At 71.8% G+C, this 12,548-nt stretch carries 9 protein-coding genes; 4 read left to right on the top strand and 5 right to left on the bottom strand.

Translation table 11 applies throughout. The annotated features are described in order from the left end of the window. Positions 1–7 precede the first annotated feature (7 nt). Together ALMP_RS41085 and ALMP_RS41080 are read right to left on the bottom strand one after the other, a co-directional pair. Positions 8–667, bottom strand: a complete 660-nt coding sequence (locus tag ALMP_RS41085) for a YceI family protein (RefSeq protein ID WP_264937109.1) — start codon at positions 665–667, stop codon at positions 8–10. A 337-nt stretch (positions 668–1,004) separates the two neighbouring features. Next, complete coding sequence (locus ALMP_RS41080; protein ID WP_264937108.1) at positions 1,005–4,688, bottom strand: glycoside hydrolase family 78 protein; 3,684 nt, start codon at positions 4,686–4,688, stop codon at positions 1,005–1,007. Positions 4,689–4,955: 267 nt separating this feature from the next. Between ALMP_RS41080 and ALMP_RS41075 the strand changes: the two genes are divergently transcribed. The 4 genes from ALMP_RS41075 to ALMP_RS41060 all read left to right on the top strand — a co-directional run bounded on the left by ALMP_RS41075 (position 4,956) and on the right by ALMP_RS41060 (position 9,191). Then, entirely contained in the window at positions 4,956–5,567 is a 612-nt protein-coding gene (locus ALMP_RS41075) for a TetR/AcrR family transcriptional regulator (protein WP_264937107.1), read from the top strand. Positions 5,568–5,770: 203 nt separating this feature from the next. Continuing rightward, positions 5,771–7,834: a SpoIIE family protein phosphatase gene (locus ALMP_RS41070; protein ID WP_264937106.1), complete on the top strand. Its 2,064-nt coding sequence runs from the start codon at positions 5,771–5,773 to the stop codon at positions 7,832–7,834. Between the two features lie 116 nt (positions 7,835–7,950). After that, complete coding sequence (locus tag ALMP_RS41065; RefSeq protein WP_264937105.1) at positions 7,951–8,205, top strand: EF-hand domain-containing protein; 255 nt, start codon at positions 7,951–7,953, stop codon at positions 8,203–8,205. A 98-nt stretch (positions 8,206–8,303) separates the two neighbouring features. After that, positions 8,304–9,191: a universal stress protein gene (locus ALMP_RS41060; RefSeq protein ID WP_264937104.1), complete on the top strand. Its 888-nt coding sequence runs from the start codon at positions 8,304–8,306 to the stop codon at positions 9,189–9,191. Positions 9,192–9,225: 34 nt separating this feature from the next. On the opposite strand, the gene ALMP_RS41055 is transcribed toward ALMP_RS41060, so the two are convergent. The 3 genes from ALMP_RS41055 to ALMP_RS41045 all read right to left on the bottom strand — a co-directional run bounded on the left by ALMP_RS41055 (position 9,226) and on the right by ALMP_RS41045 (position 12,495). Beyond that, positions 9,226–11,604 (bottom strand): glycoside hydrolase family 65 protein, encoded by a 2,379-nt coding sequence (locus ALMP_RS41055; protein WP_264937103.1) that lies wholly within the window; start codon positions 11,602–11,604, stop codon positions 9,226–9,228. Between the two features lie 123 nt (positions 11,605–11,727). Next, positions 11,728–12,141: a hypothetical protein gene (locus tag ALMP_RS41050; protein WP_264937102.1), complete on the bottom strand. Its 414-nt coding sequence runs from the start codon at positions 12,139–12,141 to the stop codon at positions 11,728–11,730. 156 nt (positions 12,142–12,297) lie between these two features. Beyond that, a complete protein-coding gene (locus ALMP_RS41045) occupies positions 12,298–12,495 on the bottom strand; it encodes a hypothetical protein (RefSeq protein WP_264937101.1) in 198 nt (65 codons plus the stop codon). Positions 12,496–12,548: the final 53 nt, after the last annotated feature.

The following is a 12,548-nucleotide window of genomic DNA, read 5'->3' as shown; positions in this document are numbered from 1 at the left end:
GCCGGCCTCAGCCGACGGACGAGGTGCGGATGGCGGCGATGTCGAGCTGGAGGCGCACCTTCTCGCTCACCATGGCCCCACCCTCGGCCAGTCTGGAGTCGTACGACAGGCCCCAGTCGGACCGGTTGATGGTGGTGGTGCCGTCGAAGCCGACCCGCTCGTAGCCGAACGGGTCGGTGACATGGCCTATGTAGGTGAGTTCCAGGACGACCGGGCGGGTGGTGGCCTTGATGGTGAGGTCACCGGTCATCTGGTAGACGTCGGCGCCGCCGAACCGCACGGCGGTGCTGATGAAGCGCATCCGGGGATAGGTCGCCGCGTCCAGGAAGTCCCGCCCCATCAGGTGCGCGTCGCGCTGTTCCACGCCGGTGTCGACGCTGCCGGTCGACAGGACGATCTCCGCCCGGCTGCGAGCCGGATCACGGCCGTCGAAGTACAGACGGCTCTGGTATTCCGTGAAGGCCCCGCGGACCGTGGTCACCATGGCATGCCGGACCGAGAACCCGATTCTGCTGTGTGCGGGGTCGATGACCCATTCCCCGGTAAGGCCCGCCAGTGCGGGATCCGGAACAACGGCGGCCGAAGAGCGCGAGGGCCTGGCGGAGGGGTCGGACAGGACGGGCGACGCGGAGCGGCGGGGCGAAGAACCACGGCTGAACAGATTCATGATTCATCTGATTACTGCACCGGAGATGGCACAGGCAAGTCCCCGCCAGAAGCCGGGGTTTCGCTGATCGACATCGGGTGATTCATGAACCTCTTTCACATGACCGATGACCAAAAATCCATAAACCGCTCACCGAATCCTCAAGAAGTGGGCGTGGCTGAAATACGCCGGAGAAATATCCGGGAAGAGCGGTATCGGCCGGCTTGAGCCGGCCGCTGGTCGCCGCAGACGTGCTGCCGCCGTGGACATGGCCGGCCGCACTGCGCTGACCGCCTCCACAGCGGCACCGTGCCGAGGCCGGCGGCTCGGCACGGTGCCGTTTTCTCGCGCGGTCGGGTCAGCGGGCGTTGAAGCGGTACGACCCCGCGCGCGCCCGGTAGACCTCGTAGGCGGCGCCACCGGAGGTGTCGTCACGCACGAAGGCGACCCCCTCAGGGGCGGTGACGGGCTTGCCCTGGGTGGGGACCCAGATCTCCGCCTCGGTGTTGTACGGGACGGTGACCGCGAGGTCGATCCGGCCGTCCGGCCGGCGCCGCCACCGCGAGGACACCCGGCCGCGCACGGTGTCGATCGAGGCGCTGACGTGGTCGAGCGTCGCGGGCGCCAGATCGAGGTCCTCCGTGTCCTTCGGGACACGGCTGTTGACCGCCACCGTCGGGATGTACGGGCGCACGCGCAGCGACTCGTACGCGGCCGCGGTCGGCTTGATGCCGGCCAGGCTCTGGTAGAACCAGGTGGCCACGTTGGAGCGGTAGTGGTGGTTGACCGACAGCCGGTCGGTCCACTGCTCCCACAGCGAGGTGGCGCCCTTGGCGATCTGGTGGACGTAGCCGGGCGGGCCGGTCTGCGTGACGGCCTTCAGGGCGATGTCGGTGTAGCCGTACTCGCTGAGGATGTTGAACTCGTAGCGCGAGCCGTACATGTCGTTCTGGAGGTGCTGGTCCGCGGCCACGACGCGGTCGGCGAGGAGCTTCGCGAGGGCCTTCCTGTTCTCCGCGAGCGTCTTGGTGCCGGGCAGGTGACGCGGGTCGTCGGGGTCCAGGTCGGAGCCGGGGACCAGGTCGAAGGCGATGGCCATGGCGTTCTCGCTGGAGACGCTGCCCTGGGTGAAGTGGCCCAGCTCGGCGTCCCAGTAGTGGGCGATGAACGCCCTGCGCAGCGTGCGCGCCAGCCGCGCGTAGTGGGCGGCGCGGCCCGTGCGGCCGAGCAGGCGTCCCACCTCGTCCATGTAGTCGCAGAAGTGGATGTAGAAGGCGAGGCTGATGACCGCGTTGCTGCCCGGGCTCTCCGCGCCGGAGTAGGCGCCGAGGGAGGCTTCGAACCGGTAGTCGTTCTCGGCCGTGAACAGCGTCTCGTAGTACCTCAGGAGCGTGTCCTGGTGGTCGTACAGCTCGGCGAAGAGGCTGCTGTTGCCGTAGTACGTGTACAGCTCCCTCGGCATGACGAAGTACGCCGAGTCCCAGGCGGGCACCGCCTTCCAGGTGGCGTTCCAGCCGGGTGTGCGGTCGTAGCCGTATCCACCCTTGGCGACGGGAACGAACATGGGCAGCTGGCCGGTGGAGATCTGGGCGTCCGGGAAGTGCCGCAGGTAGGTGGTGAAGACGCCGTTGACGTCCCAGGTGAGGGACTCCGACTCGGAGCTGGCCATGGCGTCGCCGGTCCAGCCGTTCTTCTCCCGGGAGGGGGTGTCGGTGGGCTTCTGGACCAGGTTGTTCTGCTCGGCCCACTCCAGGTTCCGCTGGAGGCGGTTGAGCAGGGCGTTGTCGGTGGTGAAGGTGCCGGTGCGGGCGAAGCCGGTGCGGGCGACGCCGACGGTCAGCACGTCCGCGTCCCGGGTGAGGTCGGGGGTGCGGCCGAGGACGGCTTCGAGCTGGTGGACCTCCAGGTAGCGGAAGCCGAAGTGGCTGAACTGCTGCTCCCAGCTCTGCGTCGCCCGCCTGCCGACGGTGTAGTAGTGCGTCTGGAGATTGGCGTCGTGCTGGAAGTTCTCCTCCTCCACCGAGAACGGGGAGCCGGCCGTGCCGTCGCCCGCGGTGATCCGGTTGCCGCCGCGGATCCGCAGGGTGAGGCCGGCCCGGTCGGGGCTTACGTCGGTGAGCCGGAGGTGGACCAGGCCCGTCAGGATCTGGCCGTAGTCCAGGATCCAGACGCCCGAGCCGGGCGCGGTCTCGGTGAGCGAGACGGGCCGCAGCCGCCGGCCGACCAGCACCGGCTCCGCCTCGTGGGCGCGCGGGACGGCCGGCCGGAAGCCGTCGGGGATCGTCGTGGCGGGCAGCGCGCCGTGGTGCTTCGGCGCGGGGCCCGAGCAGCTGCCCGGGGGGATCAGTTCGGTGGCCGGACGCCACTCCCGGCCGGCGCGGTAGCCGGTCGAGCGCCACTCCCCCAGCTCCTCCGCGCGCCGGGCGTCGTACTTCTCGCCCGAGTACACGGAGTCGAAGGTGGTGGGGCCGTCCGCGGCCAGCCAGTCCTTGTCCGTGACGAGCGTGGTGGTGGAGCCGTCGGTGTGGGTCACGACGAGCTTCGCGCGCAGCCGGGGCTGGCCCGCGTAGGGCGCGAGGTGCCAGTACCACTCCTGCGGGGTCGTGACCCCGTACCAGCCGCGGCCGAGTTCGGCGGCGAGGACGTTCTCCCGGCCGGACCGCAGCAGCGCGGTGACGTCGAAGGTGTCGTAGAGGACCGTACGGTCGTAGCTGCTCTGGTCGGTGAGCAGCCGCGGCACGTTGGTGCCGTCCGCGGCGGCCGGCCTGCCGTCGACGGTGATCGGGTCGCCGTTGACGGTGAGGGTGACGTTGCCCGCGGCGCTCAGGTGCAGGCGGGCGGTGGCGATGTTCCGGCCTCGGGGCAGGGTGAACGCGCGGCGCAGCACGGGTGCCGGGCCGGCAATGGGCAGGACGGTGTTCTTGGCGGGGATGTAGGGGTTCTTGGGCGGGAAGGTCAGGCCGGCGAGGGTGCCGATGCCGGCCTCGAAGGGGTTGGCGCCGGTGGTGAGGTCGACGGCGAAGTCGGGGGCGCCGGTGCCGGTCACCTCGACGGTGCGCACGGTGGCGGAGGTGCCGCCGCCGAAGCCGAAACTGCCGTGGCGGCGGATCTGGTCGCCGGTGAGGGTGCGGCTGTCGACCTCGACGCCGTTGACCTCGGTGGTGACGGTGAGACCGCGGGCGGTGACCCGCACGGTGTGGTCGCGGGTGGCCCAGGTGTCCTTGGTGAGTCCGGTCGCGGCGGGGAGGGTGACCGTGCCGACCGGGACGCTGCGGGTGCCGGCGGTGGTGGGGTTGGTCTCGCTCTGCCGGTCGTAGAAGTCGACGCCCCAGTCGGGTTCGGAGGTGCCGTCGTCCACCCATGTGTTGCCGGCGTAGTGCCTGGTCCGCATGGCCAGCTGCATGTCGTCGCCGCTCCGCCGGAGGGTCCAGTCGAGGGCCTCGCCCCAGGTCTTGCCGACGGGTTCGGCGCGCAGCAGCAGCGACAGGCCGCTCGCGGCGTCCGCGCCGCCGCGGAAGACGACCGTAGCGGACAGGTCCTTCCAGTCGTGGTCCTGCGCCACGCGGCCGCCGATCCACCGCGCGCCCGCCCAGTCCCGCTCGCCCTTCAGCAGACCGGTCTCCCACCGCGCGGGCGCGCTCCAGGGGCCGGGGGTGCCCTTCTCGTCCCAGGTCCGCACCCGCCAGTGGTACGCCCGCTCCGACCGGAGCGCGGGACCGCCGTAGACCACCTCGGTGCTGTTCGAGCCGGCCACCTTGCCGCTGCGCCACACGTCCGCCGCGCCGGGCCTGGTGCCGACCTGGATCTCGTACGCGGACTGTCTGGCCACCGGGGGCACCCAGCTGAACGCCGGGACGGTCTCCGTGCCGAGGGGGGCGACCCGGGAGTTGACCTGGAGGTGCGCGGGAGCGGAACCGTGTCCGACCGCCGCGGCGGCGTGGGGTGCGGGGGCGGCGAGCGGGAGGGCGGTCCCGGCCGCCGCCGCCGTCATGATGCCGAGCATGTGTCTGCGGCTCAGCGCGTCTCTGTTCTCCTCGGGCACGGCTCACATCCCTTGAAACGTTTCAATACCTTACAAGCGGTAAGCTTATGAAGACACTGACCGGAAGACAATGGTCCGGGGCCGAGCGACACCTCCTCCGCCCGCTCGAACCCGTACGGCAGCAGCCCCGCCGTCGAGGCAGGCGGCTGGAGTTCACTGGGAGGGCCGGTCGGAGCCGGAGACAAATTTCATCTATGTGGTAGCTTTTGACGCCGCATTGCGGCGCACGACCGTCACGGACCGGCCTAGTTGGGGAGTGAGCGCACGGTGGGTCAGGCAAAAGCGCGTGGGCCCTACGCCAAGACACCGGCCCGCCGGGCGGAGATCGTGCGGGCGGCACGCGACAGTTTCGCCGAGAAGGGCTACGCCAAGTCCTCCCTGCGGGACATCGCGGAACGGGCCGGCATCACCCACGCCGGCCTCCTCCACCACTTCCGCAACAAGGACGACCTCCTCGCCGGAGTGCTCGCACAGCGCGACTCCGAGGAGTGGCAGGAAGGGCTGGCGCAGGTCGACAGCCCCGACCAGCTCGCGCCCTACCTCGGCGAACTCATCCGCCACCACCAGCAGGCCCCCGAGCTGATGCGGCTGTGGATCGAACTCGCAGCAGCCGCCTCACGCCAGGACCACCCCGCGCACGCCTACTTCGTCGAGCGCTACGCACGCGGCCGCAGCCAGTTCGCCGAGGGGTTCCACGACGAGTCGGCCCGCGGCCGGCTGCGCGAGGGCCTCACCCCCGAGAGCGCCGCGGTCCTCTTCCACGCCGTGCTCAACGGCCTCCAGTTGCAGTGGGTGCTCGACCAGGACCTGGACATCATCGGCCCCGTCAACGACTTCGTGGGCATGCTCCTCGAACGGGGCGCTCAGGACGACACCTGACGGGTGCGGGAGACCGGGTTCGTACGGTGATCTGCGGGCCCGGCCGGACTGGCCGGGCCCCGCCGGTCCGCCGCCGGTGCCCGCCCCGCTTCCGGACTGCCCCGGCCGGAGGCAGCATGGAAGTGCCGGAGGCCGGAAACCCGGGAGCGGAGCGCTGTCGGTGAAAGCCGGCACGGCCACCGAACGGTGGAGGAGGATCCGCGATGACAGCCGAATCCCTCCGGTCGGACGACGAGTACGGCTCCGATTCGCCTCCGCCCACCGGTCTGCTGGACGTGCTGAGCGTGTCCGCGATGGTCGTCGACGCCGACGGACGCATCGTGTTCTGGACCCCGCAGGCGCAGGAGCTGTTCGGATACTCCGCGCAGGAGGCTCTCGGCAAGTACGCGGCGCGCCTGTTCATCCACCCCGAGCACCTCCAGGCCGTGGTGCGGCTGTTCGCGGAGGTGCTGGAGACGGGCCGGAGCTGGGCGGGCGCCTTCCCCATCCGGCACAAGGACGGCAGCAGCCGCCTGATGGAGTTCCGCAACATGCGGCTCCAGGACGACCTCGGCGACGTCTACGCCCTGGGCATCGCGGCCGACCACGCCCTGCTCCAGCGCGTCGAGACCGACCTCGCGCTGTGCGAGCGGCTGATCAACCAGTCCCCGATCGGGCTGGCGCTGCTCGACCCCGACCTGCGCTACCTCCTGGTCAACCCGGCGCTGGAGCGCATCGACGGCATCCCCGCCGAGGATCACGTGGGCCGCGGGCTGCGGGAGACCCTGCCGCTGCCCGACGTGGAGACCATCGAGTCCGCGCTGCGCCAGGTGCTCACCACCGGCACACCGCTGCTCGACCAGTACCACGTGGGCCGCCCGCCCACCGATCCCGACCACGAGCACGCCTGGTCGCTCTCCTTCTACCGGCTTGAGGACCCCGGCGGACGGGTCCTGGGCGCGGCGACCTCGGTCGTGGACGTCACCGAACGGCACCGCGCGGCCGGTGAGGCCGACCGGGCCCGGCGGCGCCTCGCCCTGATCGCCGACGCCTCCACCCGCGTCGGCACCACGCTGGAGGTGGAGCAGACCGCCCGCGAGCTGGCCGACATCGCCGTTCCGCAGCTGGCCGACGTGGTCGCCGTGGACGTGCTCGACTCGGCGCTGGCCTGCCGCCGCGCGCGCCGGCCCGACAACGGGCCGGAGCTGTTCCGCTCGCTCGCCCTGAAGGCGGCCCACCCGACGGTGGCGCTGCGCGCCGCCGATCCGCCCGGCGACCTCGCGGCGTACGGGGGTGACCGCCTGGTCACCCTGTGCGTGCACACCGGACGGCCGATCCTGGTGCGCCACGTCGGGGACCGCGATCTGCCGCGCATCGCCCGGGACGCCGAGGCGGGCGCGCTCCTGGCCCGGGCCGGTGTGCACTCCTACCTCGCGGTCCCGTTGACCGCGCACGGCGAGGTGATCGGCGCCCTGGACCTCAAGCGCACCCGCAACCCGCTGCCGTTCGACGAGGACGACGTGATTCTCGCCAGTGAGCTGGCCAGCCGCACCGCCGTGGCCATCGACAACGCCCGCTGGTTCCAGAGCGTGCGCAACACCGCCCTGACCCTCCAGCGCAGTCTGCTGCCCGACCACCCGCCCCGGCACACCGGCCTGGAGCTGGCCTCCCGCTACCAGCCCGCCCAGGCCACCAGCGAGGTCGGCGGCGACTGGTACGACGTGATCCCGCTGGCCGACGACCGGACGGCCCTGGTCGTCGGCGACGTCATGGGCAACGGCATCGACGCGGCCGCCACCATGGGCCGGCTGCGCACCGCCACCTGTGCCTACGCGGACCTCGACCTCGATCCGGGCGCGGTGCTCCAGCACCTGGACCGGATCACCTGCGACCTGGAGCACTACATCGTGACCTGTCTGTACGCGGTGTACGACCCGCGTACAGGGCGGTGCCGCATCGCCAACGCGGGCCACATGCCGCCCGCCCTGGCCGGTCCGGACCGCGCCCCCGGGCTGCTCGACCTGCCTCCCGGAGCGCCGCTCGGCGTCGGCGGCATCCCCTTCGAGACCACCACCGCCGATCTCGGCCCCGGTGATCTGCTGGTCCTCTACACCGACGGTCTCGTCGAGACCCGCCACCATTCCATCGACGACCGTCTGAACGTGCTCCTCAGCTTCCTCGACGAACCCGCCCGGCCCCTGGAGCAGACCTGTGACCTCCTCCTGTACGGCCTGCGGCATCCCGACGATCATGACGACGTGGCCCTCCTCGTCGCCCGGGCCGTGTAGACGGACGGCGGGCGGGGGAACCGGGGCGGACGGACATGCGTTCTCGTTCGTGACCGAGCCGGATCGGCCGGCCCGCGGGCCGGCGAGCAGAAACCGAGCAGAAACGGGGCCATGTGATGAGCGAGAAGGCGCGGAAACTGTTCGAGGCGCTCGACCTCGATCAGAACGGCACACTGACGCGGGAAGAGGTGATCACCGCCCTGCGGACGAAGGGCCCGTCCCTGGCCGCGTCCGGGGACCTGCCGTTCTGGGCGCTGGGGGACGCCGACGCCTCCTCCGCCCTGTTCGACGCCGCCGACCAGAACGGGGACTCGGTGCTGACCCTGGAGGAGTTCGCGGCGGTCGTGGACCGCCGGTTCGGCTGGCGCTGACGGTCTGCGTCCCGGACACCGGGGTCCGACTCTGGAAGGGGGACACACACGGCGGCCGAGTCCCCGCTCGGCTGTCGTGCCGACACCGGAGGTGCGCCATGACCGGACCTGTCGTCGTCGGACTCGACGGCTCCGCCGCGAGCCTGACGGCCGCGTGGTGGGCCGCCCACGAGGCCGCGGAACGGCCCCTGCCGCTCCTGCTGCTGCACTCCTGGACCACCCAGCCCTTCGACGTGCCCGACGCCGAGGAGCCGCACGGCAAGCAGTACGGGCGGACCGTGCTGCGGCGGACCGCCGGGGAGCTGCTGGACCGCCACGGCGATCTCGCGCTGTCCACGGAACTGGTGGACGTTCCCGCCGCGCGGGCCCTCCTGGACCGCGGTGAGAGCGCGGCCGTGCTCGTCCTCGGCTCCCGCGGGCACGGTTCCGTGGCGAGCTTCCTGCTCGGCTCCATCAGCCTGCGCGTCCTCGGCGTGGCGCCCTGTCCGGCGGTGACCGTGCGGGCCGGCGACCCCGTCGTCGAGGCGGGCCCCGACCACCCCGCGGCCGCCGGGCGGGACGAGATCGTGGTGGGGCTGTCCGAGCCGGGTCCGGCGTCCGGCCCGCTGCTGGAGTTCGCGCTCACCGCCGCCCGGGCGCACGGCCTGCGGGTGCGGGCCGTGCGGGCCCTTCAGTCGTCCCTGCTCGTGTCCCCCGCCCAGCAGGCGTCCGTCGAGGACGCCGATCGCCGCAGGGAGGAGCGGGAACGCGGTCTGCTGGCCGCCGTGCTGGGCCCGTGGCGGGAGCGGTTCCCCGGTGTGCCCGTCGTGGAGCAGGTCACGACCGGTCCGGCCACGCAGGTGCTGCTGTCCGCCGCCGTGCGCGGCCGGCTCACCGTCGTGGGGCGCCGACGGCACGTCTCCCGGCACACCTGGAAGCTGGGGCCGGTCGCACACGCGGCACTGCACCATGTGCCGTGCCCGGTCGCCGTCGTCCCGCACGACTGACGCGGCCGGGCCCCAACGAGCTGGGAAACCGCCGTCACTCCGGCAGCAGCACCCGGCATGTCTCGCCCGGCTGCACACCGACCCCGCGGCCGGGCAGGCGGACGTCGATCGGCGAGGGGTCGGAGGCCGGTACGGCGATCTCCAGGTGCAGTCGCTCCAGCCGCAGCCGGACGCCCCAGTTGCCGTGGTACTGCAAGGTGAAGCAGTACGAGGACAGCTCGGGCAGCGGCACCGGATCCAGCCACAGGGCGCCGTCCCTGGCCTCCAGGCCGGTGAGTCCGCGCTGCACGAGGTCGCAGGTGCCGGCCATGGCGCCCAGGTGGATGCCCTCACCGGTGGTGCCGCCCTGCACGTCGGCGATGTCGCCCTGGAGGGCCTCCTGGCAGAACTTCCATGCCTCCGCCCGCCGGGCCCGGGCCAGGACCCAGCCGTGGACGATGCCGCTGAGTGTGGAGCCGTGGCTGGTGCGGTGCAGGTAGTAGTCGACGGTGCGCCGCCACACGTCGTCGTCCATCGGCACCCGCAACCGGTCGAAGAGGCCCCGCAGCACGGCCGGTGAGAACAGGTAGCCGAGCATCAGGACGTCGGCCTGCTTGGAGGCCTGGTAGCGGTTGACGGTGTCGCCCTCGGCCTCCAGGATCCGGTCCAGGCGCCGGATGTCGCCATAGCGCTGCCGGTATCCCTCCCAGTCGAGCTCCGCCAGCTCGCCGTACCCGTCGAACTGGCTGACCACCCCCGCGTGGAAGGGCACGTGGAGAGTGCGGGAGACGTCGTCCCAGTGCTCCAGCTCACCGCCGTCGAGCCCCGTCCATTCGACGAGTTCACGGCGGCGCGGCTCGGGGAGCGTGCCGAGCAGGTCGAGCGCGCGGGCGAGCACCCAGGCGGCCATGACGTTGGTGTACGTGTTGTCGTCGAGGCCGGGCCCCAGGGCGCCGGGATAGGCGTCGTGGTACTCGTCGGGGCCGACCACGCCGCGGATGCGGTGCCGGCCGAGCCGCTCGTCGTAGACCGCCGAGTCCGCCCAGAAGCGGGCGATCTGCAGCAGCATCTCCGCGCCCTTGGTGTGCAGGAACTCGATGTCGCCGGCGGCCTCGCAGTACCGCCACACGTTGTACGCGATCGCCGAGCCGACGTGGTGCTGGAGCCGGGAGTGGTCGGGCAGCCAGCGGCCCGAACGGGGGTTGAGATGCAGCCGCTGGGTCTCCTCCCGGCCGTCGCTGCCGCTCTGCCAGGGGTACATCGCCCCTCTGCGGCCGGTCTCGCGGGCCGCGGCGCACGCGGGTTCCAGACGCCGGTGGCGGTAGTCCAGCAGGGCGCGGGAGACCTCGGGCAGGTGCAGGTTCAGATAGGGCAGGACGAACAGCTCGTCCCAGAAGACATGGCCCCGGTAGGCCTCCCCGTGCAGTCCGCGGGCCGGCACGCCGACGTCGAGGCCGGCGGTGTGCGGGGACAGCGTCTGCAGGAGGTGGAAGAGGTGCAGCCGGAGGATCCGGCCCGACTCGCCGGGCACGTCCAGCTCGGCCCGGCGCCAGAGCTGGTCCCAGGCGGTGATGTGCGACTCCAGCAGCTCGTCGAAGCCGGGGGCGGCGTCCACTCGGTCGACGGCGGCGTGCAGCGGATCGCTGATCGCCGGGTCGTGGGAGGTGTGCAGGGCGACGGTCTTGTCGACGGTCACGGTCCGGCCGGCGACGAGCGGGAGGTACAGCCGCTGGACGGCGCGCGGAGGGGTGTGCTGGACGGTGACGGGCGCGTCGGCGGTGAGCCGGCCGGCCAGACCGATCCGGATGTCGGAGGTCCGGGTGCGGCAGCGCAGCCACACCGTGCCGGAGTCCGTGTCACCGGTGTGCACATGGGTGAGGTGACGGCCGTCCAGGTCGTGGTAGCGCGGCACGCCGGCGTTGGTGACGCCTCCGTCGAGCGCCGCCTCCACCTCCAGGTCGCCGCCGAAGCCGTCGGCCGTGAACTCGGTGCGCAGGGCGGCGAGGTGGGGGTCGCCCATGTGCACCAGCCGCTGCTGGCGCACCGACAGCGCGCGTCCGTCGCCGAGCGCGAACCGCGTCCGGCGCTCCAGCCGGCCCGAGGGCGGGTGCAGCACCAGGCGGTGTTCGAGCACCGTCGCGGTGTCGGGCGTGATCCAGTCCTGGCCGGGCAGGCGGAAACGCAGCGGCAGCCAGTTCGGCAGGTTGACCATGTCCTCGTTCTCGACCCGGCGCCCGGCCACCTCGGAGGTGAGCCGGTTGTAGACGCCCGCGGCGTAGGTGCCCGGGTAGTGCACCTCGTCCGCGACGCACTCGGGGAGCGCGCCGCGGGTGGCGAAGTAGCCGTTGCCCAGGGTGCACAGCGATTCCCGCAGCCGCTCCTGGGTGGCGGCGTACCCCTCGTATTCCCAGGTGAGGCGGATCGGCTCGGTCATGGAGCCTCCTCACCTGCGGGGCCTGGGCGGCGGACGATTCAGGAGTACCGTGCGGTTCCCGCTTCAATCGTGGCGCCGCCGGTCTCCTTGCGTCCTGTCGCCGTCGGCCTCCTGCCCGAACGGTCAGAAGGGCTCTTCCCTGCGCACGGTGCACAGCGCCCAGATGACGAACCCGGAGATCGCGATCATCACGACCGACCAGACCGGGTAGTACGGCAGGGAGAGGAAGTTCGCGATGATGACGAGCCCCGCCACGGCCACGCCGGCGACGCGTGCCCACAGGGACGCCTGGAACAGCCCGAAGCTGATGATCAGCGCGGCGACGCCCAGGAAGAGATGGATCCAGCCCCAGCCGGTGAGGTCGAACTCGAAGACGTAGTCGCGGGTGGTGAGGAAGACGTCGTCCTCGGCGATCGCCGCGATGCCCCGCAGGATGTCGAGGATGCCGGCGATCATGAGCATGACGGCCGCGAAGATCGTCAGGCCGGTGGCCCACTCCCGCCTCGCGGTGTGGGTGCGCGTGGTGGTCGATGTCATCCTGCTGCCTCGTTTCGGTCTCGTCCGGTGCGCTCGGCGACCGGAGGTGAGGTGTCTCCCGCCCACCGTGGCCGCGGCGGGGGCCGGGCCGCCTCACCCGGGACGGGTGAGCGTGGTGCCGGTGCCGGCCGCGGTGATCTCGGCGGTGGGAGAGGGTCACTCCGGCGCCTGGCGCATCTCCACCACCCGCAGGCCCAGCGATCGGCAGCGGGCCAGCAGCCCGTACAGGTGCGCCTCGTCGACGACCGGGCCGTACAGGATCGTCTGACCGGACATGACCACGTGGTCCAGCTCAGGGAAGGCTTTGGCCAGCGTCTCCGACATATGTCCGTCGACGCGGATCTCGTAGCGCATGAGCTGCTCTCCCGAGGACGGCCTGGGGCGGGCCGGGTGCGTCGTTACCGCGT

The sequence above is a fragment of the Streptomyces sp. A012304 genome, from assembly GCF_026008495.1.
GTDB lineage: Bacteria > Actinomycetota > Actinomycetes > Streptomycetales > Streptomycetaceae > Streptomyces.
The sequence above is the reverse complement of the archived record's forward strand: the minus strand, read 5'-3'. Positions and strand labels throughout refer to the sequence as shown.

What these genes read in the sequence shown, in the direction of transcription:
- ALMP_RS41060 (WP_264937104.1), top strand. Translation starts at nt 8,304, where the DNA reads ATGACCGGACCTGTCGTCGTCGGACTCGACGGCTCCGCCGCGAGCCTG.
- ALMP_RS41070 (WP_264937106.1), top strand. Translation starts at nt 5,771, where the DNA reads ATGACAGCCGAATCCCTCCGGTCGGACGACGAGTACGGCTCCGATTCG.
- ALMP_RS41085 (WP_264937109.1), bottom strand. Translation starts at nt 667, where the DNA reads ATGAATCTGTTCAGCCGTGGTTCTTCGCCCCGCCGCTCCGCGTCGCCC.
- ALMP_RS41045 (WP_264937101.1), bottom strand. Translation starts at nt 12,495, where the DNA reads ATGCGCTACGAGATCCGCGTCGACGGACATATGTCGGAGACGCTGGCC.
- ALMP_RS41055 (WP_264937103.1), bottom strand. Translation starts at nt 11,604, where the DNA reads ATGACCGAGCCGATCCGCCTCACCTGGGAATACGAGGGGTACGCCGCC.
- ALMP_RS41065 (WP_264937105.1), top strand. Translation starts at nt 7,951, where the DNA reads ATGAGCGAGAAGGCGCGGAAACTGTTCGAGGCGCTCGACCTCGATCAG.
- ALMP_RS41050 (WP_264937102.1), bottom strand. Translation starts at nt 12,141, where the DNA reads ATGACATCGACCACCACGCGCACCCACACCGCGAGGCGGGAGTGGGCC.